The sequence below is a fragment of the Desulfosarcina ovata subsp. ovata genome, from assembly GCF_009689005.1.
Classification (GTDB): Bacteria; Desulfobacterota; Desulfobacteria; order Desulfobacterales; family Desulfosarcinaceae; genus Desulfosarcina; species Desulfosarcina ovata.
The window spans coordinates 3227641-3251184 of sequence record NZ_AP021879.1 but is presented as its reverse complement, the minus strand read 5'-3'; the positions used below and the strand labels follow the sequence as shown (position 1 = coordinate 3251184).

The following is a 23544-nucleotide window of genomic DNA, read 5'->3' as shown; positions in this document are numbered from 1 at the left end:
CTGGGATTTTGCATCACACAACATATTGTATTTATATTGCTCTTGACTTACAGTGGGCTTCTCACTATACTTTATCGCGGAAAAAGCAAGTTCTTATCCTCTCTATCCTCCTTCACCCGCGACTCAGGCGTCGGAGGATTCCCGGAATGAACTCTGGACACGCTATAATAGCAATCGAGGACAAATCTCGATAGGGTTCGTCCATACAACAACATGCGGAGGGGCGAGCCGATGGGGTGGGAATCTACGACGTTGGACGGTCACACATATCAAGTCTATCGGCAGCACGACTTGAACAATTGTGGTCCAAGCAGCATCCTGATGCTTCTGAAGTATGCGATGAATCGCGACGTGGCCATCGGGTTCATCCAAATTATGTGCGGAAAGATGGAGATGGGGCGGTGCGGTACGTCGGCGACCCGATCAGACCAACGGTGGCACGAGTGGAGTTCAGACGGGACGATTGGGTGGGTGCTGTTGGACGCATTGCAGAAGAAGTGGCCAGCGCTCAACGCCACGGACTCATGGCCGATCTACGAGAAGCTGAAGACCTGTTCGGCAGGTAAACCCGCGATTTGCCGTGTGGCGTGGAACACCGGTTACGGGCACTTCGTTGTCTGTCTCGGCGCAAGTGGGGCGAACTTCATCTTTTTGGACCCCTATTATGGCATCGTATTCTCACCAGCCACGAAGAATCTGTTTGGTGGGGTGCACTACAAGACCAAGAAGAACTCATTCGCAAAGGGCGAGGCGACGGGACTGATCGACTACGCGATCTTCACCAATCTAACATAACAGAGTCGTCACCCTATGTGCCCCCCCAGTAGTCAGCGCGGAATCCCGCCAATCAGCCCATCGGCAGTCTGCCAATTTTTCTCGCGTCTCGGCTCCGGGCAGGGTTTTGGCGGTTCAGGAAGCCAGTACAGATATATCAAATTCCTTTCCCTTTATTTTTCGTTCCGTCCTGCAGATTATAAAATAGAATCTTCAATTAGCTCGAACGCCAGATACATGGCAAACAATCACACATTCTTTCGAAGTTGTCATTTGTACAGCCACTCTGTAACATACCGTCTATTCAACTAATTGTGATATTTTAACATATCACCGGCACCATCTGGGCCGATAATATTTTTGTGGTCGGTAACTACCGTGTGTTAGCATCAAAACCGTCCATTTTGCGAAAACAGATGTTCTTCCTTCCAATTCGCAGGTTACAGGTCGTTTGGTCAAAATGCGATAGAAACAACCGTAACCATTACGTATATTAGCGTTTTACTGTCTAAATTTCCCCTTTAAGTAAACGCCGATATGTGCTGTGCCTTGGCAGGTGCTTGTACGGGTGGTAACAAGAATGCGGAATAAGGCTGAAGCGGAACACACAAAAAAGACCAAACACCTGGGGGCCGATGAATGAGCGATTCCGTACTGCAATACGAAGAGAAAATGTGGGAACTGTTCGAAGTGACCAAGGAACAAATGCCAGACCTCACTGAAGCTTACTATGGTGCTGTCAAAGATGCCGTTTACAGAGATGGTGCCTTGGATCTGAAAACCAAACGGCTGATGTCGCTGGCTGTGGCGATACAGGCGGGCTGCAAGGACTGCGTTCTTTCCCAGACTTCCAAAGCTCTGGAACTGGGAGCAAAGCCGGCGGAAATTTTCGAAGCCTGTTCTGTCGCAGTCAGCATGGGCGGCACACTTGCATGGAGCAAGGTTCTCCTGGTTGCGGATTATTTGCAGGAGCGAGGCATAACCAGAAGCTAATCCTAATACGACCGTAAATTACTTGCCGAAAATGCCAGCGTTTCATATGGGGGAAACAGCTTTCCTGGCGTCACACTTTCTCACAACGTGGCCTCAGAGGCGGACGTTGTCCAAATCGTTGCGAAAGCGGTCAACCAACTGATTAAGCCGCCACAAAAGGCCTCCTGGGGCGGTTACCAGGGCTATTTCAAGGATCCCGACGGCTACTTGTGGGAGGTTGCCTGCAACCCGTTCTTCTGGGGCGGTCCCGGGGACAAAAAATAGCAAGGCTCAATTCCCACGTTGCTGGCTTGTTTGCAGAAAGTCGGCTTTTCCTGCATTTCGCATTTCCCACTATATTTGGTCTAAATATCACATAACAGACTGAAATATTAACGTATACTCACGATTTTTAGTGTTCATTTACCCTTTAAGTAAACGCCGCTGGGTGAAGGTTTGTCAGTGAGCAGTGCGAAAGCATAAACCACCATGGCAGAGACCAGTTGATCAGTGCTTGGGAAAGTACCGCACAGACAGTCGCTGTGGTCTGACTGAAGTGTTTATGTTGAGATATTCCAGATCCTGAAGCATACGCTTGTAGGTTGTGATGGTTCGTCTGCTCGTCCCTAACCACTCAGCCAACGTAGAGTCAGTCTGCCGGACCCTACGCTTTTTCGTTTGCTGTTCGATGACCAGCCTCAACCAGAGGATCAGTGCCGGCCCCAGATCAGTGTAGGCCTCCGTCCGCAGGAAATTAGCCGGGATGGTGAAAAACGCTTCCCCTGGTGGCTCTGTGGGCCGGTACTCCAGGCGTCCTGTGATTTCGTTGATTGTTTGATCCAGCATGGCTTTATTTCCGTGGGCGTAGGAAAGCAGCGGTAGAAAGTCGGCCACGCGGTAATAAAACTCCGTTGGTGAGGCCTCCTCGGGCCACCAAGCAGGTGCTTCCGCTTCGGCCGGGCTGAAAATCGTTTCCCGTTTATCCGGCGGCCCACAAGAAATAAATGACATGTGGATGGGCTTGTCCGTGGCGGGTTGATGCTTCTTTGCTGAAGCCATCAGGTGCCTGAGTGAAAATCCGTTGATGGAGCCGACCATGGGTTTCAGCTTTTCCGCTGGATCTTGTCCGGGTTGCATGCCACCCAGGTAATAGACCGTGCCACCGACCTCAGCCGCGATCCGTTCGATCCCTTTGCGGCCGGCTTCGTCCCAGTCATAGGCAACGATAAAGTGCTCCACCCCAAGCTGTTTGAAAATGCCCATCGCTTCGGCGGAAAGATAGGAACCCAACGTGGACACCACCACCGGCCGGCCCTGGTCCTGCAACAGGCGATAAAAGGCGAAATAGTCGAAGATCCCCTCCACCAGGATCACCGTTCTGTATTGCTTGATGAAGCGATATGCCTTGTCGATGCCGTAGAGCCAGCTTTTTGTGGTGATGGCACCTTCACCGGCCTGCTGTTTGAGCCAGCGAACGCCGCGATTGTCTGGCCGTCTGCCGATGATGCCGATGACCTCGCCAACGTTATTGCGTATGGGAAACACGATCCGGCCGGCGAAATAGTCGCCATAGTTCCGCGTGAAAGGGCTCCGCGTGGTGAAATCGATCTGCTGGAGATAAAATCCATAGGCACGAGAACTCTCGTCGTTAAGCAGCCGGACCAGGCAAGCATCCTGGAAGCGTTGGAACGTCTGGTAGTCAGCATCGAAACGATCCATGAACCCGCGAATGAGGGCTCTGCCGAGATAATTCTTGTCAATATAGGCTTGGGCTATAGCCAATCTGAAATCGTTCGATTATGGGGCTCTCAAGGCCTCTACGAGCGAGATATGTGAGAACTTTGGAATACTTCTCTGAATCAGAAAGAAGCAGTTCATTATAGAAGCCGGCAGCCTCGGCCAACGTGGCTTTGGTCTGATCGGTGGGTTCGGCGGGCTCCAAGAATTCAACACTATCATCGGGCTCTGGTTCTGCGTCAGGCTCTGGAATATTTTGACTCCGCCCGCTATGAAATTCCACATCCTTCAATCCCAGATAATCCGCCCAAATCCGTTGAGCCTGCCGGAAAGAACATTTTTCCCGCAACATGATCACGTCATAGATGTCCCAGTCTCCGCCACATGCACCGAAACAATGAAACCGGACCACATCGTTTCCGTCCACATACAGGCGGAAGCTGTCTTTGGTGTCCGCATGGAACGGACAGAAGGCACTATACCGGTATTTTTCGGTCGGCCTGAACCGGATGCCCAGATGGGCTTCGGCATAGTTGAGCATCGGATCGAGATACGCCACTGTTTTAATGTCGTTGTGGGATGGCATGGCGGAATAATCGGGAATAACGGGTGAGTGTGTCAAGATGGAATTGGCTGGATCAGGTATGGTGGTGGGCTGGTGAGGCGGGATGCTGGTTCAGAAGGAATTGTTTGCGGGTGCCTACCCTAGCCCCATAAAACGTGACAGGCGGTATTGTCTCTGTCACATATCTTACCACCCTGACACTATCAATATGGGCCGAAAATAGTCATGACCACGATACCCCTCGCTGACCATCAGGTTTGGACAGCGCTGTCCAATTGGGCAATCCTGGAAGCAGGGAAAAGGCCGGAGCCATTATAAATAATTGACAGTAATTGTGAATGAGTTTGGATACACGCCCTTCGACTCAAAAGAATGCAATCTGTTTTTAATGACAAAACTTACTTTCGACACCCCTTTTAGGTGAGTTAGAAAAACATGGCGTTGTTAAAATTGTAAAAGCAATTAACCTGCTGATTGATTTCAGCGGGGATTATTGATTTCTTTTTTTTAGTAGGTAAAGCTCCTTTTCAAGTTTGTTTAGCTCGATCTGTTCTCTTGCGAACCTTGCTTTAGCTGAACGATCTCTTTCCATCCATATTACTCTATAGCTTTCGTATTTTGCTCTCATAGATTCTGAAGAACTTGAATAACTTAAGCTATGATATTTTTGAACTTCAGAATTACAATAATCAGAATGATTCATAGCATTATGCATTTTATTCTTTTGTCTTTCAATTTGTGATTCAAGTTTTTTTATTTGCATATTTTGAACATAACTTGAATTGCTTTTTTTTGATTTATTCGCACTATTATTGAAAGTTTCATCTTTCATACTTCCATAATATGTATCTTCAACATTTGTACTTTTTAATCCATTTTCATTACATTTAAAAGATCTAATTTTATTTGGGCTAAAATAAATAATTTTATTCTTAATCAAAAAAGCGATATTTGATCCTTCAACCCACGATTTGCGAACAGTATATTTCCTGTTATCGTTTAAATATAAAATTCCTCCATCAGATTCATATGAGTATAGATCGCTATTATATTTTGAATCATCATTTGTATTATTAGAATATTCATGCTTTTCAGGATCTATAATTTTTTCAATGGCATATTTTCCCAAAGTAATTTCTTTCCCATCAATCTCTATTATTTTTTTTCCATCTTCCTCCCAATGGTCGTCAGCTAAAATAATTTTTCCATTTTTAAGTATGATGCAATAGTCATAAGAAAATGAACTATCTGCACTTAAAAGGAATATAATTAAGCTAATATAAATTAATTTTTTGGAATATTCAGCGATAGATAATTTAATTGCAAAAATCATCATACCAAACCTCCGGATGAAGAGTAATATTAATTATATTTCATTTTCAAAGTCCAATTGCTGTTGATACGTTTATTGAATTTTCTAAGTTAAATGAATTCGTTAGGTCGGCGTTCGTAAAATTCGTATTTTTTATATTTGCTTTATTAAAGTCAACCCGATTTAATTTTGCATTTTGTAGTATTGCATCGCTTAAATTTGTATTCACTAAAACTGATTCATTGATGTTTGTGTTACTTAAATTAGCGTTTGAAAGATTGCAATTTGTAAAATTTGAGCTGTGTAATTTAACGGACCTTAAGTCTAAGTTGGATAAATTCGAACCGCTAATATTTGTATTGCTCATGTCTATATTCTCTAAAGTAGATTTTCTAAAATCAGTATACTTTAATACGCTTTCAGATAAATACGTATTAATTATATGAGATCCTATAAACTTTGCTTTTTCAAAATTTGCTTTTGAAATTTCAGAACGATCAATAATAGAATATGAAAGATCTGAACCGAACAGGTCAGTATTTATCAATATAGTTTGCTTAAGATTTGCTCCTCTGAGTATTGCTCTTTGTAAATTTGCACCTGACAATATTGTTTTAAAAAGGTTGCATCCAGTCATATTTGCATTTTTCATGTTATAATTTCTTAAGTTTAAGTGCCTCAAATCAACTTTAGATAGATTTACATTTTCAAAACTAATTCCAAGGATATTGGCATTCTTTATTGTAGCGTTCGAAAAATTCGAATTCTCGATAATTGCATTATGAAGATTTGCATTTCTAAAATCAGAATTTGAGAAATTAGAGTGAACCATAAAAGCGCCTTCAAAAGAAACCCCTCTAAAGTTTCTATTTGAAAGATCTAATCCACTCAAATTTTTTCTTTCTAAGTTTTTTGTTGTTTTAAGCAAAAGTTCAATTTTCTTTTCTTCAATAGAATAATTATTTATTCTAGAACTCAAATTTCTATGTTTTTTATAATATTTAGCCCATGTCATTTCTTCGATATTAATACTTATTGAATCTGAAATAATACTTCCATCGTTAGTTATTAAAGTTGCAGTTATTATGTGATCACCGATAGAAAGATTATTATAGGTACATTTAGAATTACTACCAATTATTCCATCAATATTCGAACTCCATTCAACTGAACTAATTATCTCTTCTCCATTTTCATCATATGATTCAAAATCAATATCTTCACCATATAATGAAATAAAATTATTTTTTGGAAGTAAAATAACCAAGCTATCATTGTCTTTCTCAGCACATCCAATTAAGCAAAATAATAATAATAATACATAAAATTTATCTTTTGTTTTCATTATTAATCCTTAAAACTTAAATAAAAAATAAAAAGAAAATTGTGGCTATCAATTTTTGTCTGTCTGGTAAGGGCGAGCCCGGCTTTGTCGTGGAATATTAGGGTTTTCTTGGCATTCGTTTTTTATTGCTGGTTCAACTGCAGGAGCAGACTCTGGATTTTCACCTGTACTGGAAACTGGCGATATATTTTTTTCGGCAGGTGCTTTCGGTTGGGTTTTTTGAATGACCTTTGCCACTGGCGTATTCTTAGCCCTTGACGCAGCATCAAACGCTTGCCAAATCTGATCTTTTGGCACCGTGATGGTCACCGTGATTTGATTTTTCCCTGAGGCTAAGGCTGGTTTGATTTTGAATTCTCCATCGATATCTGATTTGTGGAAGGCTTCTTGGACTCTATCGACGATATCTTTATTCTTGTTTTGAAATTCTTTTCCGGCTTTCTTTCTTTCCAAGTCAGCATCGATTTCACTGGCATCTTTGACCAGAGATCCAGCTTTACCTTTAAGGATATCAGGGTATTCCTTGCCTGTCTTTCCGCGCAAGTGTTCAACGCGCTTTTCAAACTCCTTCTTTTTCAAGGAAAGGAATCCGTCCGCGTTTTTGCATTCCAGTACGGCAGCCAGGGACATTTTTGATTTGTCGCAACAATATTCAAGATTGCCATAGGCCTTTTCAAATTGCCTGGTTGTTTTGGGGTGAGCACCGAGATAATCCAGCAAGGCTGAAATATTTATAGGATCGTCTTTCACTAAATCTTTTTTCCCTATTTCAAGGGCCATAGTAGGTGAAATATTTCCGGAATGGACCGCTGCCTTGATTTTCTCATCTTGAATTGATGCCAGCTTCAGGTAGCGTCGCACAGTCCTTTTATCTTTCTGAATCAAACTGGCAATGTAATCGTCGATGTCACCCTTGACCTTTCCAGCTCCCCCCATTTTTTTCTTTATCTCGGCGCAGGCTTGGGCAATCTCCCACAAGGACAGATCTTTCCTGGCCAGATTTTCCGTGAAGCTGATCCGGTATGCGTCATCGTCCGATACCGTGGCATCCAGAACCCTTGCCCAGATGAGTTCATCCTCGAAACTAGCTGGATCATCTTTCGATGCTTTTAGCGCTGTTATCCTACGGAAGCCAGATATCAGCTGATACGGTTTTCCACTATTGTCGCTATACTTCTTGACGATGATATTATTCAAAATGCCGTTTTTTCGGATCGATTCGACCAACTGATGGAATTCGACTGAGTCGGAACCAATTTCATCAATCCTCACCTTGAACTTATCTTTGTCGAGGTCAATATCACCAGCCCTGATTTGCTGGATGATTCCATTTTGGTCAGCGCTGTCCGAAGACGTCTGTTTCGGTTTTTCTTGGGGTCTATGCAAAATCATCTTTGAAATGGCATCTGCAATGGCTTCAGCAGTGATAGCTGCGTGCTTGCCTGACTCCCGAAATTCTGTTCTCTTGATTTCGATTTGGATAGGGGTGTAAACCCAAATTGGGGCAAATTTACTAACAGGCGTAATGGTACCGATTTTCTCGCTCTTTGAAAAATAAAGCTGGACTCAAAACGCTATCTTCGATAAGGTGTCGTCCATGAGTGAGAGCATGACCATTCAGGGGCGCAAATTATTTTCCGAAGATATTGAACTGATTCGTCGGCTGATGGCCGACAATCCGGATTGGCACCGCAGTCGGTTATCCATCGAACTGTGCCGAATGTGGAATTGGCGCACCGATAAAGGTCAGCCCAAAGATATTGCCTGCCGTTCAATGTTGCGTAAGCTAGAACAACGCCAGTTCATCGTGCTGCCGCCACCGTTGCGACCGGGAAATCATTCCCGGCAGATACCTGACATGCCTCATCGTCGCGACCCCATCGAGGGAGTGCTGGACGATCTTCGTCCTGTTGAAATCATCATGGTCAGTGGCCGTTCAGACAACGATCACCTTTTTCATTGTCTAATGGATCGCTACCATTATTTGGGGTGCCGGGGTCACGTTGGCGAGCATATGAAGTATATGGTCTATGATCGCCACGAAAGGCCCCTGGCCTGCCTGCTTTTTGGATCGGCAGCCTGGAAAACAACACCACGAGACCGTTACATCGGATGGAACGTGGCTACACGCCAAGGGAATCTGAAGCTGTTGACCAACAACACCCGGTTTTTGATTCTACCCTGGGTTCGCATTCCCAACTTGGCCAGTTTCATTCTGGGCGCTTGTCTCAGGCGGTTGCGGTCCGATTGGTCCACGCGCTATGGTCACGATTTGTGCCTGGTCGAAACCTTCGTCGATCGTTCCCGCTTTGAAGGGACCTGTTATCAGGCTGCCAACTGGCTAAAATTGGGGCAAACCAAAGGCCGCAGCCGTCAAGATCGCTATCGAAAGTTGAAGGTGCCGGTCAAAGACCTGTACGTTTATCCGTTGACAGCCGATTTCAAAAAGCGCTTATGTGCCGCAGGCTGAAGCTTCGCTACTTGCACGGCAGGCATTCGAGAACCTGCTATCTGCGAGGCGAGCCATGGAGACCACTGTCGATATTCAAAAGCTGCAACGGACCATTGATGAAACCCTTTCCAATTTCCAGACACATTCCGATGCCAACCGGCTGATCATCGATCTGCGCACAGCCCTCTTCTCCACAATTGAGGACTTGATTGTATCTTCCATTGAAAATCTGTTTTCCGATCCATGTTTTTTTAAAGCCGTAAAAAAGCTGGCAGCAAAACTCGGATTTCGCTTCAAGGGATTCAAACCCACCAGCATTCGGCTTTTATCCGGCCGATCGCTACCGATTGAATCCCCTTATTTTGCCAAAGCGCTTCCGAAATCTCGCCGTGGTCGTAAAAGGAAGAAACGGAAACCGAAAAGCGGTATTCACCTGGGGTTGGCCTATCTGGGTTTTATGGATCGTTGCAGCGCTGTTTTGGCATCGGCGTCTGTTCAGGCAAGCTTATTGTGTCCGTCATTTGAGATTGCCAATCGGACCTTGTCTTCTGTTGGCATCGACATGGATATTAAAACGATCCGGCGGTTGTGTATGCACATGGGCAATCGCTCCATGGAGAATCGGCATCGGATAACATTATCGGAAAATGACCATGTAACCGGCCGCGTTTTGTTCGTGTGCATTGATGGTGGCCGCCTTCGTGAACGCCGGACCAAAAAGGGGCGGTTGGCTTCCCATCAAAAACGGAGAGGATATTATTCCGACTGGCGGGAGCCGACACAAATCGTTATTCAATGGCTCGACGCCCAGGCAAATCCGATCAAGGAAATTGCCCCGCTTTACGATGCCACGATGGCCGACATCAACGGTGCGTTTGAATTATTGGAAGATTATCTTCGTCAAATCGGCGTTGACCAGGCCGACGGAGTAATTTTCTGCGCGGATGGCGATCGCAGATATTGGAAACGATTTTCCTCACTGGCAGAAAAGCTTGAAGCCAAGACGTGTTTCCAAGTGATCGACTATACCCATGCCAAACAGAATTTGCATATTGTCGCGGATCATCTTCCCAAAACCCTTGAAGCCAAAGAGCGAACGGCGATTCTCAAGAATTGGAAGGACCTGTTATGGCAAGGAAATTTGATGGAAATCCGAAATCAGATTCGTCAGTACATCACGTATCCGTCGAAGCTAAAGAAAGCATTGAACAAGTTCAACAATTACTTTGTGAAAAATCTCCGCCGCATGCAGTATGCGGCCTTTCGGTTATTAAATCTGCCGACCGGCAGCGGTTGTGTTGAAAGCGCGATACGTCGCGTGATCAATCTTCGGTTGAAAGCGCCGGGTATTTTTTGGAAGCGTGAGACCGCTGAGGTCATGCTTTTTCTCAGGAGCACATTACTTTGCGGGCGTTGGGATAATATGCTGGAACACTTGCTACAACTGAATCGAGGAACATTTGAAGCTTGCCCCTAAATGGGATTGCACCCTTTGGATAGACTCGACCTTATCCCGCTCGTATTGTTTGACGAAAAACTGATTCATGATGTTTAGGTGCCAGCCGCAATAATCGGAACCTTTCTTTGATAGAGCGGCTTTTATCGGCTTGAGTGAATTGGATGCCAGACATTCAATCATTTTATCAACGGTTTTCTTGTTGGCCGTTCGTCTATCTGGCTCACCTTGACCAATGCCAATCAGCGCGTCCATACCACGCTGGCCACGTTCGGTATTTGAAGGGATCAAATTGTCATCATCAATGCCATGAATCCAAATAACTATTGCATTACCGAATTTTTCAATGATCTCATTAACGATATTGAGTAGCGGGGATTTGAACTCGGCTTCAAGATGTGGCTCGACCTGATTTCTCCGATTCAGATTGATCCACTTTTTTGATTTATCAGGATCATGTCGAACCTTTTTGCCATTCTTGTTAAAATAGTAGGTTCCATCATCGTTCTTTCTGAATGGCGGTTTCTGGTAGGTTTTGTTGACGATGGCGTATGAACCGAACGTGTCTGCGGCTTTCCTTGTTATAGAGTACGTCCTGCCATCATTGTCAGGATGCCCATGCGGCGCGATTAACAGGACGTTACAGCTTCCTTTACGATGTGGAATGTCGCCCTCAGTCCAAGAGGAAGGCCGGTGTGGCTCAACGGCTGCATCCTGGCTCGACGGATTCTGGCTCATGGCTATGCTCTGCTGATATTTTCTATATGGAACGGTTTACAATGTGGATCTACGAGGAACCTACTATCCATATCAGCATTTTTGCTTTCAGCTTGAGCAGATTTTATGGGTAAATGTCGAAAAACAGTAAATTCCCATTGAATTTACAATGAATTCGTGAGTAAAATAAATTGTTCTAACCTATACCCTCAATGGAAAAGGGTGCAATCCCATTTAGGGGCAAGCTTCAAATGTTCCTCGATTCAGTTGTAGCAAGTGTTCCAGCATATTATCCCAACGCCCGCAAAGTAATGTGCTCCTGAGAAAAAGCATGACCTCAGCGGTCTCACGCTTCCAAAAAATACCCGGCGCTTTCAACCGAAGATTGATCACGCGACGTATCGCGCTTTCAACACAACCGCTGCCGGTCGGCAGATTTAATAACCGAAAGGCCGCATACTGCATGCGGCGGAGATTTTTCACAAAGTAATTGTTGAACTTGTTCAATGCTTTCTTTAGCTTCGACGGATACGTGATGTACTGACGAATCTGATTTCGGATTTCCATCAAATTTCCTTGCCATAACAGGTCCTTCCAATTCTTGAGAATCGCCGTTCGCTCTTTGGCTTCAAGGGTTTTGGGAAGATGATCCGCGACAATATGCAAATTCTGTTTGGCATGGGTATAGTCGATCACTTGGAAACACGTCTTGGCTTCAAGCTTTTCTGCCAGTGAGGAAAATCGTTTCCAATATCTGCGATCGCCATCCGCGCAGAAAATTACTCCGTCGGCCTGGTCAACGCCGATTTGACGAAGATAATCTTCCAATAATTCAAACGCACCGTTGATGTCGGCCATCGTGGCATCGTAAAGCGGGGCAATTTCCTTGATCGGATTTGCCTGGGCGTCGAGCCATTGAATAACGATTTGTGTCGGCTCCCGCCAGTCGGAATAATATCCTCTCCGTTTTTGATGGGAAGCCAACCGCCCCTTTTTGGTCCGGCGTTCACGAAGGCGGCCACCATCAATGCACACGAACAAAACGCGGCCGGTTACATGGTCATTTTCCGATAATGTTATCCGATGCCGATTCTCCATGGAGCGATTGCCCATGTGCATACACAACCGCCGGATCGTTTTAATATCCATGTCGATGCCAACAGAAGACAAGGTCCGATTGGCAATCTCAAATGACGGACACAATAAGCTTGCCTGAACAGACGCCGATGCCAAAACAGCGCTGCAACGATCCATAAAACCCAGATAGGCCAACCCCAGGTGAATACCGCTTTTCGGTTTCCGTTTCTTCCTTTTACGACCACGGCGAGATTTCGGAAGCGCTTTGGCAAAATAAGGGGATTCAATCGGTAGCGATCGGCCGGATAAAAGCCGAATGCTGGTGGGTTTGAATCCCTTGAAGCGAAATCCGAGTTTTGCTGCCAGCTTTTTTACGGCTTTAAAAAAACATGGATCGGAAAACAGATTTTCAATGGAAGATACAATCAAGTCCTCAATTGTGGAGAAGAGGGCTGTGCGCAGATCGATGATCAGCCGGTTGGCATCGGAATGTGTCTGGAAATTGGAAAGGGTTTCATCAATGGTCCGTTGCAGCTTTTGAATATCGACAGTGGTCTCCATGGCTCGCCTCGCAGATAGCAGGTTCTCGAATGCCTGCCGTGCAAGTAGCGAAGCTTCAGCCTGCGGCACATAAGCGCTTTTTGAAATCGGCTGTCAACGGATAAACGTACAGGTCTTTGACCGGCACCTTCAACTTTCGATAGCGATCTTGACGGCTGCGGCCTTTGGTTTGCCCCAATTTTAGCCAGTTGGCAGCCTGATAACAGGTCCCTTCAAAGCGGGAACGATCGACGAAGGTTTCGACCAGGCACAAATCGTGACCATAGCGCGTGGACCAATCGGACCGCAACCGCCTGAGACAAGCGCCCAGAATGAAACTGGCCAAGTTGGGAATGCGAACCCAGGGTAGAATCAAAAACCGGGTGTTGTTGGTCAACAGCTTCAGATTCCCTTGGCGTGTAGCCACGTTCCATCCGATGTAACGGTCTCGTGGTGTTGTTTTCCAGGCTGCCGATCCAAAAAGCAGGCAGGCCAGGGGCCTTTCGTGGCGATCATAGACCATATACTTCATATGCTCGCCAACGTGACCCCGGCACCCCAAATAATGGTAGCGATCCATTAGACAATGAAAAAGGTGATCGTTGTCTGAACGGCCACTGACCATGATGATTTCAACAGGACGAAGATCGTCCAGCACTCCCTCGATGGGGTCGCGACGATGAGGCATGTCAGGTATCTGCCGGGAATGATTTCCCGGTCGCAACGGTGGCGGCAGCACGATGAACTGGCGTTGTTCTAGCTTACGCAACATTGAACGGCAGGCAATATCTTTGGGCTGACCTTTATCGGTGCGCCAATTCCACATTCGGCACAGTTCGATGGATAACCGACTGCGGTGCCAATCCGGATTGTCGGCCATCAGCCGACGAATCAGTTCAATATCTTCGGAAAATAATTTGCGCCCCTGAATGGTCATGCTCTCACTCATGGACGACACCTTATCGAAGATAGCGTTTTGAGTCCAGCTTTATTTTTCAAAGAGCGAGAAAATCGGTACCATTACGCCTGTTAGTAAATTTGCCCCAATTTGGGTTTACACCCATGGAAAACCGTAATAACCCCAATAACAATCTGGCACGAAGAGCAGAACGTGCGCGAAGGCAGGGTCATGCCGACTGTGCATCATGAGCAGGATAGGGCAGGGGGCTTGTCATGGCGGGTACATCGTGGCAGGATGGCAGATCGTAAATGTGGTGGTGTGGGTGCCGGTGGGAGACACTTTCGGCTTTATGTTTAAGAGTGGGAATGGGCGGAATAATTTTTCGGGTCAACTGTCGAATAAACCGGAAAACCCTGTGTCGGATTTGTGACATTTTGATTTGTCATGGTTGCCGTCATTGCGATTATTGAACAAGATCAGTGATCGTCTTGTTTTCTCTCAACCAACAGGAATAAAAGGGAAAGCCCGTCAATACAGCGTTTTCTCTAACTTATTGAAATAATTTCAAAAGAGGCTCATAACCCGAAGGTCTTTGGTTCGAATCCAGCCCCCGCTACCAAAAAATAAAAACAGGCACATACAAGAGATTGTGAGTGCCTGTTTTAGTTTGTGAAAAATGCCGCTTCCCACATTATTCCCCACAAGGGGAAGGTAAAATGGGGTAAATGGCTCTAAAAAATATGCTCATGGTTGAGCTGACCCACCAGAATCATCATCGCAATGAAAAAAGGAGACCGGACCATCCAGTGATGATCCGGCCGGGTGCAAGAGGTAGAGCGAAAGGTAGCTCGGGAAGCTGATGATGTTTTTTGCTGGGAATTTGTTTGGTTTTTATTAAGCCGCCAAAAATTGATCTGTTGCCAGGATAATTTCATGACCGGGAACGGAATCCAGGTTGACCCGCCGAACGCCTTAGCCAAACCATATGCTATGGCTTGAATGGTTCTTTTCTATTGGTGTCGGGAACCGGACATATACACACATCATCCTCTCCCGATTTATCGCTGGCAACTTTTCGTCCCCACTCCACGGCGTCGCTGAACTCCATGAGGATACTGACTTCATTACCGCCCGTGACTATTGTTTTTGCATTGGGGTAGCGTTTTTTAAAGACCCGCAGCATAGCTTTGTTTTCACGCAGCACGGTGGCCATAAAACCTGTAAAATTATTTTCCTTGGCAATGGGTTGCATGATGGCCAGGAGGTAGGAGGCGATTCCCATGCCCTGAAAATCCTCACGTACCACGAAGGCCACTTCGGCTCTGGGATTGCCTTCGTCTTCGTCGGCATAGGAACCGATAGCGATGATCTCCTGATGCCCACCGATGCGCACCTGGCCGATGATGGACATGTTTTTGCGGTAGTCCACGCTGGCCCACTGCTTCTGGACCACCTCATGGGAGAAAAGATTCATTTTGTAAAAGAAACGGAAATAGATGGTTTTTTCCTGTAGCGAGTAAAAAAAATTGCGATAGGCGAACTCGTCCGAGGGCAGCAGCGGTCTGAATTCGACGATTTTGCCATTCTTCAAAGGCATCTGGTTTTTGTAGCGTTCGAGAAAAATCAGGTCATCCTGGGTGGGCGGAAGCTGGTCGGAAAAAATGTAGTGGCGGGTTTTTGCCACCGCGATGATCTCTTCGCGGAATTTCGGATGCGAAATCTGAGCCAGTTCCATGACCCGCTGGTAGATGCTTTTGCCGGAGAGCTCGGCGATGCCGTATTCGGTGACCACAAAGTTGACGTCGCCACGCGTGGTGGCCACCCCAGCTCCCTCGCTCAAGTGCGGTACGATCCTGGACACTTGGTCATTCTGGGCGGTGGACGGCAGGGCGATGACGGAAAATCCGCCTTTGGACATGGCGCTGCCGCGTAGGAAATCGACTTGGTCGCCGATGCCGCTGTAGAACAGATGGCCCATGGAGTCCGTACAGACCTGACCGGTCAGGTCAATCTCCAGGGCCGAGCTGATTGAGATGAGATTATCGTTGAGGGCGATGACCGTGGGATCGTTGACGAACTCCGATGAGCAGAAAGAAAACATGGGATTGTTATCAACGTAGCGGTAGAGCTTTTCCGAGCCCATACACATTGATGTCAATACCTTGCCGGGATGCAGGGTCTTTTTCCGGTTGGTGATCACCTTCTGCTCGAGCAGCGGCAGGAATGCATCGGTGATCAGCTGGGTATGGATGCCCAGATCGCGTTTGTCGGTCAGGTTCCCAAGGATGGTGTTGGGCAGATGGCCGAACCCGATCTGGATCGTGGCGCCGTCGTCCACCAGTTGGTTGACGTAAAAACCGATGCGATCGGCCACATTCGGGTTTTTGAAATGGGGCCGGGCCTCGACGAGGGGTTCTTCGAATGGCACCAGGTAATCGATCTCATTGATATGAACCATGCTGTCTCCCCAGGTTCGCGGCATGCGCGGGTTGACCTGAGCAATGACCAATTTGGCATTCTGCATGCCGGCCAGGGTAATATCCACGGATACACCGAGACTGCAATAACCGAATTTATCCGGCGGGCTGACCTGAATCAGAGCCACGTCCAGGACGATACGGCGATTGGCAAAGTAACGTGGGATCTGAGAGAGGTAGGTGGGAATATAATCGATTTTCCCCTCGAAGGCCGCTTTTCTCATGTGGGCGCTGATAAAGAAAAGCTTGAGCGAGAAGCGTTTCATGAACTGGGGATCGTCCACATAATTAGCGAAGGTCCATGATAGCATCTGGTAGAGCATGATGTCCTGCATGTTCAGGTCTTCCACAATGGTTCGAATCAGATGCTGCGGCTCCCCACACCCAGAACCAATAAACACCCTGCTGCCGTTTTTGATTTTGGACATGGCGGTTTCTGCATCAACCAGCTTCTTCGGACAGGCTTTCTTCAAATCCATGGTTATCCTCCATGAAGGCTTGATGGCGCCGAAGGTGGCCGCGTGGAAAAATAGGTTTGCGAATTCATTAAAATTAGACATAGCATGACCCCAAAATAGAGGCGTAGTCAAGTAAGATGAGCTCGTAACAGCAATTCTAAGCAAACGTAACGAAAACCGTTTTGGATTCAGGGGGGGCACCGCTTAATGGACATATTCAGGGATTTTCCGGATCAGCGATATGGTTCTGAAAAAAATATGGGGGAAAACATGATGACTGCCACATTTTAAACGATCCCCTCCTGATGCATCAGGCGGCGCTGGCAGAACGTTACTGCCTCGATGATCCAAGCGCCTCGCTGACCAAGCTTCGGCTGTTCGGCGAACTGCTCGCAAAAAATACTTCTTGAAATGAAAGTCGAAAGCGATCTTCGTGCCCTGGGTAAGACCAAGCTCCTTGGCTCGGCGAACCAAATCGCAACGCAGAAGATGAAGCTGGTCAAATTTGAATTCCAGGGTGTCCTCGTAATAGCGTGAACGTGTCCCGAACATGCCCAAGCCGCTGGCAAAGGCCACAGATCGATCTCGGTTATTGCTTAGATGATTAATGCGCCGGTATCCGGACAGAATGCGAAAAACATTCAGCAGGGCCAAATTACTCAAGTCCTTACCGCGTAACCGCGCCGGGCCGTAGCTTTCCATCGCCTGCACGATCCCCAGGTCATTAACAAACGGCGCAAGCAAAATTGGGCCTGGATCGCATAAATGATAGGCATGTGTTCGCATCTTACCGCACCGTAACTCAAACTGCCGGTTTATCCGGCGCGATTCGAGCAACGACGCCTCACTATGAAGATGATACGCCGTCATGTCAGGAACAAACGGCTTCGCCTCGTTGTCCGACTCGGAACAGAATTGATTCAAAGCCACCGGTGCCCGCGTGCGGTCCGTTAAAGCCCAGCGAGAAAACACCCGGTTGACGGTAAATCTCGAGCAACGCAATTTCATAATGTTGATAATCCCCTGCGCCGATTCTCGAGGATGACGCAACTTGTGCAGGACAATGCTCAACTCGGTCTCATCGCTCATCGTATCCTTGCCGGGCGTATTGGCCGGAATGAGTGCCCAGGGTCCAAAAAGGCGATAGTCTTTCACCAAACGGTAATAACTGGTCAGCGATAAACCGTAACTCAAGCAAACCAGTTTAACTGCATTCGAGGACTGCAAAAATATCTCTCTAAATAATTCTAGACGCTTATGGCATAAATCGGCATCATGAAAAATTGCTTGTTGGGACAGGCTTGGCCGTGCCCTGCTGACCATAATCACCAAACGTTCCAAATCCGGTGCATCGATGTAAGCAGTGCTTAAAATAGAAGAAGACCTATCCAACGGAGGGTGTATCGTCCCTTTAAAGAGCTATTTATGGCGTGCATTAAGAGGGGCATTGATCCATAGCCTCACTTTTCATGCCAAAAACTAATCCTTTTTACCACGACCGATGAAAAGGTTGCTTGTTCTCTAACCTTTAGGCGTTCCAGAAATGATTCTAAAAATAATCGGCGTTGGCCATCGTCTGCAGCCAGCTTAGTTTTTTCATATAGCGCTTCCATATCTTTAGCCGGCCAGGGAGAAAGCACAAGAATTAACTGTTCCTTGATCATTCCTTCGGTTAACTGATCAAGTTTGCTCAGAAAAAGCCAGTCTCCGGAATCCGAAGGCACACTGACTCTGTCGAGTGTTGGGGTGATCGGATTTAATGTCCCCCAGAGTTGACTCGGAAACAAGCGATCCAGGTTTCCTACCGTGTCCAATTGAAAAAGATACAAATGCAAAACAGGTCTGGTTTCAGGGAAAGTTATTTCAAGGCGATAATAATCGCGGTGATTTAATCTTAGATTGTCTGTTGGCTCTGAATTAAGAGTCATTCGATGCAATTGAGGATTGTCATCCTTGCGAAAAATAAAACCGACTTGCACGTTTAATTCGATATTCAAATTATTGGAAATCTGTTTGGTCCACAGTTGATTTCTATCAGCCAATGCCAACTTTCTTTGCGCTTCATCATATTCACCATGAAAAATTAGTGATTGGATTTCATCTTGGCTGATATCTTTTTTATTTTGAAAAAATAGAACTAATGAGAAAGAAGCAATTAGCATTACAATGAATGATGATAAAATCCATTTTTTTGAATGGTTTTTTGGATTAATAGGGGTGAAAATAGCCTTCACTAATTCGGGTAGTTCGTTCGGTAGCACCTTAATTATTGATTTTTCTGATTGACTCGCGAGGCTGTTGAAATTTGGATCAGAAAATTGATCAAGGGTAAACGTTTTTGCTCCTTTAAAAGATGCAAGTTCTAATATCTTGGAATTGAAATTCGCTGCCGGTACGAAGAAGATTTGGTCATTGTTTTCAGGGGACAAAAAGGAGTTTAATTTCAACTCAAACCCGGTTGGGTCGACCTTGCGCAAAATCGGCTTCCCATCGCTTGTTTGTACAACCCCGGTACACCAAATATCGCCGATTGGATTAATCCGTAAGTTCCTGCTCCGGTGGATGTGGGCCAACAAATAGGCCAAATCGAGAGAATCGCCTTGGTATTGATGGTTTGGTTGATCTCTTTTCTCAAAAATGGTTTTTGTGGCAGCATAGCTTTCGGCCCCCATTGTTTGCAGGGCGTGTTCCAGGACCATTCTATTTGGGGTGTTGGGTGTCTCTTCCACCGAATGATATTCAGGCGGGCAGTCATCCTTTGGATCCATGGCGCGATACCGCCCACAACCAATAAAGCGTTTCTCTTTGGGAAGCACATTGGGATAAGCGAAGTGTGTTGTCATCGCGTTATTAGTTCCTATGGCTCTATTTTTTCCACAACAATAGAAACCGCCCATTTTTGGGCCGCCGGATCAAAACCCAACTCGTTTTGATCGAAGCGTTTTTCGCCTTCGAGATGCAGTCCCAAAGGGAATTCGGAATATGTGATTTGGGTCTCAGGGTTGACAAATCGAACCCACAGGTTGCTGGGAGAGATCAGATTTGCACGCCAGGTCAAACGGACATGGGGCTCGGATTCTCGGCTTTGTCCCTGCCAGAAGCAGGAGATGTTGATGTATTCACCATAGTCCATTTCAAACTGACGGGATTGTTCGGTCAGGTCCGCAGCGGTTACAGGTTGGCCGGCCAGCATCGGCTCCCAAAGGGGTGACGCCCATTCAATCAGTGATTCTTTTGTTTTTGTAAGTTTTTCTTGGAACCGGAGTCGTTGCTGATTCTCTGTCATAGCCGCTATTCTTTTCGCGCCACTTGGCCCCAAAACCGAATTCAATCCATGATCAGGGTCGCGGTCCATTATCATTTCAAACTCGGTCTGGTCGGCCGCAACTTTCATTTTTGCCATTTGACACGATTCACAAGTTGCAATGTGGTTTGAAATTTCCTGGCTTAAAGCATCACCCAGATCGCCATTGAGATAATCACTCAACAGCCCTTTTGATATACAGCTTTTTCGTGACAACACCCTATTGTAGATTCGTCCAGTACTGGTAACCAAACTTTGATATCTTTTCTCGACATTCATGATATCCTCTCATGATTGTATTTGATATTGCGAAGTGACGCACACCTTTACAGGATTGTAAACATCAGATTGGTAACGACGTTTGAATGTCGCTATGCTGACATTTTTTGTACTTAGCTTTTTATAAATTTTACCAAAAGAGATGCCTTCGAATTCATGCCGAATGAACAGGAGCCTGGCTTCGGGCAATAGTTTTTCAATGCATTTCATCAAAATTCGGCGTGCTTCTTGGCGAATTACCTGGTTTTCTGGGGAAATGCCCGCCCTTCCTTCTACCTGCGCAGAATTTATCGGTTCATCTTGTTGGCCTGAAAGCAACGATTCTTGGTTCTTGCTGATGTGGCTATCAATATCGACGCCACTGATAACCATTCGCAGGTTAAAACCTTCGACGATCATTCCTTCGATTTCTTTGACGGGTCGCCCCGTATGCTCCGCAATTTCTGATGCCGTCGGTTCTCGTCCCAAGTCCTGTTTCAACTCATGGACGATTTTAAACAACGTCCTGTTGGCTGGAGGGTTTTCTCTGAATATTTTTCTCTGGAGACTTGTCAGACGACGGGAAACCATAAAACGTACGTGATGATCAAATGGGCCACGATGATCATAAGCCTCACAGCATTCAAACATTATAATGAACGCCTCTTGGATCCAGTCATCCAATTCATGGCTTGCCGTGAAAGAATCCGGCATTTGATAAAATTTTCGGATGGCCATGCGGCGGACTTGTTTGATTAATGTCAGCAGGCGATACCGCCGGACCTCGATCGTGGTGCCGTTATCCGGTTCGCCATCCGCCCGGCTCAATGAAAAGCCTTTAGTAAGTGACCAAAAAGTTTCAAAAAAATTCTCTACCATAGCTTTACCCTTACCTCATGAACCATTCCCTTTGAATCCTTGTTTTTATAGGAAAAGCCGTCAATTTAGCCATGGATTTACATATTGGCGTGTCACACATTTTTTAGACACTGACCGCGGGCCAAGTTATCTTAACTATCTACGATTATTATAATAATCAAGAGGGTTCTTATCATTGGCCTATAGTGTGACGGGAACAAATAGGCCATTAGTTCAGAATGCCCATTTTTTACCTGTTTATTTATTATTTACCGGCCAGCGTTTTCCAAACACCGGCGACTTGGTCCAAGAACTCCAGGGCCCATTTGCCACCCTCATCACGCCGAGACCGAACCTGAATACCCATTTCATTGCGGCCTTCTTTCAGGCTGTCCTTGGCCATGTTGTTTAATGTAAATGCCATAATAAGCTTTCCGGACAAATTCCCATATTTTGAACCCATACCGTCTTTATTCAGCGTCCATATTTTATCGACAACGGCATTGGCATTGCCTTGGGAACTGTAAGGGTTTTTGGCCATCTTGGTCAACTCTGCATGCGTAAAATAGAAATTATGATAAATATAGTCTCCGCTGACTGTGCTGGAATAGGTAAACGGCTCATTGGTATCCACAGCGGATAACGAAACGTTGTTTACGAGTTCTCGTTTTCCAGTTGGGTCATAAACAGAATTTGGATTGGGAGCCATCGCGCGCAGATATGCCCGTAGCTTTTCAGTTAGATGCCACGGCATCAAGCCTGCCGTCATGTCAGTCTTTCCTTGAACTTCGGACATCTCAAATGCTCCCACGGAAACCTCACTTCCAGCCCCGATTTCGAGACCACCTGTTTGTGCGGTAAGATCCATCTCAATATCACCACCCACCGAGCTTTTTCGAATCAAAGCCGAGGCAACATCAAGTATTCCGCCTTTATAAACGGTTACCGTTCCTGTGTCGGCGTGGGTATTGATTTGCATGTCACCGTTTAAGGCCGCATTCTGAATTTTTACTGCCCCTGCCCGCAAAGCAGCATTTTTCTCTGCCACAGCCTGGCTGACATGAACTTGCGTGTCAACTGCCGTGTGATTCGGCTGCGCCAGTGCCGGCAGGTAGCTGCAAAGAGTGAAGCCCAATACGAAATGAAGCAGCCCAATCCTCGAAATCCTTTTCTGTTTCATCATGTCCTCTCTTTCCTAAATTGTTGTTGGGAATAAAGTTAGTCTAAACGCTCTATCGCTCTCCTATATCCGTTGGCTCAAAAATCTTTTAAGAGGTCGTCCTCAATCCAATTGTTCCCTCTCCCTATAATGGCAAATAGTTTTCAGCGAACGGGTTAGGAGGGAGTGCGCTCATCAAAATAAAATTATCAATTTTGAGCCAGCGGCGCTGAACGCGCGATAGGAAGGTTAAACGTTCACAAAGCAGAGCAACATGAACGGCAACCCAACAACATTTTTTCAAACCCTAAAGAGATGGAGGATGAACATGAAAGCAAAATCAATGATCTGTGGCGGCCTGGTCGTATGTGCAACTCTTTTTGCATCCAACCTGTACGCTCAAGATGGCGGTACCGTCGGAGGTAACCTACGGGTGACCCTGAATAGCACCACTCAAGACGTTGTCGCCGGTAAGAATACAACGGTCCACCTGGGATCTGCAAAACTCCAGCACTCATCAATTGGCGATGATGTTACGATCTACGGATATTCTCGTGTCAAAAACGTAAACGCTGACAAGAATGCTTCCGTAAGTGCGGCGGCATTAATGGTTTCAAATACAGAGATTGACGGAGACCTGAAGGCGTATATGGTCGGGCAAACACAAAATATTAAGGCAGACAAAAGCGCGCAAATTCGCCTGGGAAGCGCAGATATTGAAAATGCAACTTTTGGCAAAGATCTAAATCTTCACACCTATGGCTATGTAACCAATGGCATTACGGCGGGAAAAAACGCTGTTGTAAGCGTGGCAGGCCTCAACGCTCATGAAGTACGAGTCGATGGTGGCGATGCCAATTTTTACCTGCAAGCACGCACCCAGGAGGTCGAGGCCGAAAAGGGCAGCCGGGTCGCTGTTTCGACAGCTGAATTATCCAACACCACCTTTAAAAAAGGCGTCGACATTCGGACCAACAGCGAAATGGGCAGAATCAGGGCGGAAAAGGGTGCCAAAGTTAGCGTCGCATCTGCAAACCTTTCCAACCAGCGATTTAAGGGGAATTTTTACGCCAACATGACGGCTCGTATTCCCGGCGGAATCAAGGCAGGCAAAGGTGCTGATGTCGAAATCGGAAGCTTCACGATGGAATAAACACATTAGGGGGCACTGCAAGGTGCCCC

19 protein-coding genes and 1 pseudogene are annotated in these 23544 nt (G+C 46.2%); 6 read left to right on the top strand and 14 right to left on the bottom strand.

All coding sequences use genetic code 11. From position 1 onward, the window contains the following. Positions 1-321: 321 nt before the first annotated feature. From GN112_RS14355 to GN112_RS35050, 3 genes and pseudogenes are all read left to right on the top strand, one after another. A complete protein-coding gene (locus tag GN112_RS14355) occupies positions 322-795 on the top strand; it encodes a hypothetical protein (RefSeq protein WP_162458943.1) in 474 nt (157 codons plus the stop codon). A gap of 618 nt (positions 796-1413) precedes the next feature. Further along, positions 1414-1767, top strand: coding sequence for a carboxymuconolactone decarboxylase family protein (locus GN112_RS14350; protein WP_155310847.1), 354 nt, complete (start codon positions 1414-1416; stop codon positions 1765-1767). Positions 1768-1845: 78 nt separating this feature from the next. Then, a pseudogene (locus GN112_RS35050) lies at positions 1846-2031 on the top strand (VOC family protein); the annotation flags it as partial. Between the two features lie 222 nt (positions 2032-2253). On the opposite strand, the gene GN112_RS14345 reads toward GN112_RS35050, so the two are convergent. From GN112_RS14345 to GN112_RS14325, 5 genes are all read right to left on the bottom strand, one after another. Continuing rightward, positions 2254-3528, bottom strand: coding sequence for a toprim domain-containing protein (locus GN112_RS14345; RefSeq protein ID WP_155310846.1), 1275 nt, complete (start codon positions 3526-3528; stop codon positions 2254-2256). Next, on the bottom strand, positions 3503-4069 hold the full coding sequence (locus GN112_RS14340; protein WP_155310845.1) for a CHC2 zinc finger domain-containing protein: 567 nt from the start codon (positions 4067-4069) through the stop codon (positions 3503-3505). The genes GN112_RS14345 and GN112_RS14340 overlap by 26 nt, the downstream gene beginning before the upstream one ends. A gap of 469 nt (positions 4070-4538) precedes the next feature. After that, positions 4539-5384, bottom strand: coding sequence for a hypothetical protein (locus tag GN112_RS14335; RefSeq protein WP_155310844.1), 846 nt, complete (start codon positions 5382-5384; stop codon positions 4539-4541). A 43-nt stretch (positions 5385-5427) separates the two neighbouring features. Continuing rightward, on the bottom strand, positions 5428-6705 hold the full coding sequence (locus GN112_RS14330) for a pentapeptide repeat-containing protein (RefSeq protein ID WP_155310843.1): 1278 nt from the start codon (positions 6703-6705) through the stop codon (positions 5428-5430). Between the two features lie 48 nt (positions 6706-6753). After that, entirely contained in the window at positions 6754-8097 is a 1344-nt protein-coding gene (locus GN112_RS14325; RefSeq protein ID WP_155310842.1) for a ParB/RepB/Spo0J family partition protein, read from the bottom strand. A gap of 205 nt (positions 8098-8302) precedes the next feature. Between GN112_RS14325 and GN112_RS14320 the strand changes: the two genes are divergently transcribed. Both GN112_RS14320 and GN112_RS14315 read left to right on the top strand, forming a co-directional pair. Then, positions 8303-9175, top strand: coding sequence for a Druantia anti-phage system protein DruA (locus tag GN112_RS14320; RefSeq protein WP_155308407.1), 873 nt, complete (start codon positions 8303-8305; stop codon positions 9173-9175). Positions 9176-9230: 55 nt separating this feature from the next. Beyond that, the gene (locus tag GN112_RS14315) at positions 9231-10634 is read left to right on the top strand and encodes a hypothetical protein (RefSeq protein ID WP_155308406.1); all 1404 of its coding nucleotides are present in this window, start codon (positions 9231-9233) and stop codon (positions 10632-10634) included. On the opposite strand, the gene GN112_RS14310 is transcribed toward GN112_RS14315, so the two are convergent. The 9 genes from GN112_RS14310 to GN112_RS14270 all read right to left on the bottom strand — a co-directional run bounded on the left by GN112_RS14310 (position 10596) and on the right by GN112_RS14270 (position 22386). Continuing rightward, the gene (locus GN112_RS14310; RefSeq protein ID WP_155310841.1) at positions 10596-11351 is read right to left on the bottom strand and encodes a hypothetical protein; all 756 of its coding nucleotides are present in this window, start codon (positions 11349-11351) and stop codon (positions 10596-10598) included. The genes GN112_RS14315 and GN112_RS14310 overlap by 39 nt on opposite strands. 213 nt (positions 11352-11564) lie before the next feature. Next, positions 11565-12968, bottom strand: a complete 1404-nt coding sequence (locus GN112_RS14305) for a hypothetical protein (RefSeq protein ID WP_155308406.1) — start codon at positions 12966-12968, stop codon at positions 11565-11567. Positions 12969-13023: 55 nt separating this feature from the next. After that, on the bottom strand, positions 13024-13896 hold the full coding sequence (locus tag GN112_RS14300) for a Druantia anti-phage system protein DruA (protein ID WP_155308407.1): 873 nt from the start codon (positions 13894-13896) through the stop codon (positions 13024-13026). A 940-nt stretch (positions 13897-14836) separates the two neighbouring features. After that, positions 14837-16804, bottom strand: a complete 1968-nt coding sequence (locus GN112_RS14295; RefSeq protein ID WP_155310840.1) for a bifunctional acetyl-CoA hydrolase/transferase family protein/GNAT family N-acetyltransferase — start codon at positions 16802-16804, stop codon at positions 14837-14839. Between the two features lie 183 nt (positions 16805-16987). Then, complete coding sequence (locus GN112_RS14290; RefSeq protein ID WP_155310839.1) at positions 16988-18175, bottom strand: hypothetical protein; 1188 nt, start codon at positions 18173-18175, stop codon at positions 16988-16990. Positions 18176-18243: 68 nt separating this feature from the next. After that, positions 18244-19626 carry a hypothetical protein gene (locus GN112_RS14285; protein ID WP_162458942.1) on the bottom strand — a complete coding sequence of 461 codons (1383 nt, stop codon included), beginning with the start codon at positions 19624-19626 and terminating at the stop codon, positions 18244-18246. A 14-nt stretch (positions 19627-19640) separates the two neighbouring features. Then, a complete protein-coding gene (locus GN112_RS14280; protein ID WP_155310837.1) occupies positions 19641-20366 on the bottom strand; it encodes a zf-HC2 domain-containing protein in 726 nt (241 codons plus the stop codon). Positions 20367-20375: 9 nt separating this feature from the next. Beyond that, the gene (locus GN112_RS14275) at positions 20376-21224 is read right to left on the bottom strand and encodes a sigma-70 domain-containing protein (protein WP_155310836.1); all 849 of its coding nucleotides are present in this window, start codon (positions 21222-21224) and stop codon (positions 20376-20378) included. Positions 21225-21468: 244 nt separating this feature from the next. Beyond that, on the bottom strand, positions 21469-22386 hold the full coding sequence (locus GN112_RS14270) for a hypothetical protein (RefSeq protein ID WP_155310835.1): 918 nt from the start codon (positions 22384-22386) through the stop codon (positions 21469-21471). A 304-nt stretch (positions 22387-22690) separates the two neighbouring features. Between GN112_RS14270 and GN112_RS14265 the strand changes: the two genes are divergently transcribed. Beyond that, on the top strand, positions 22691-23515 hold the full coding sequence (locus tag GN112_RS14265) for a hypothetical protein (RefSeq protein ID WP_155310834.1): 825 nt from the start codon (positions 22691-22693) through the stop codon (positions 23513-23515). The last annotated feature ends 29 nt before the right edge of the window (positions 23516-23544 follow it).